This is a genomic window from Bacillus sp. SIMBA_031 (assembly GCF_046535225.1).
GTDB lineage: Bacteria > Bacillota > Bacilli > Bacillales > Bacillaceae > Bacillus > Bacillus velezensis.
In genome coordinates, this window is the sequence record NZ_JAWRXC010000575.1 from 1 (window position 1) to 245 (window position 245).

Sequence of the window (245 nt, forward strand, 5' to 3'; positions counted from 1 at the left end):
CGGCGTGATCTCGGCTGTCGCACGTAAACTCCCAGGGGCTCGCCGCGAGCACTCCGCCCTAGACGTTGGCACAGTATTGCCCAGGACCATGGCCGAAGATCAAAGGTAGCTCTTCTTCTCGATCCAATATTCCTTCGACTCGGTTTCTTTGCTTGCGGCTTTGTCGCTGCACCCGCGGGCTGCAAGAACAACTCATCGGCTCAATAAATGACGGTAATGAGGCCAGTTTGTCGTGGCGGGCCGTT

The 245-nt window shown here is 57.1% G+C and carries 1 protein-coding gene; it reads right to left on the minus strand.

The genetic code is table 11. The annotated features are described in order from the left end of the window. Positions 1 to 58 precede the first annotated feature (58 nt). A partial coding sequence (locus tag SB724_RS21425; protein ID WP_410573047.1) for a hypothetical protein occupies positions 59 to 245 on the minus strand: 187 nt, incomplete at its 5' end.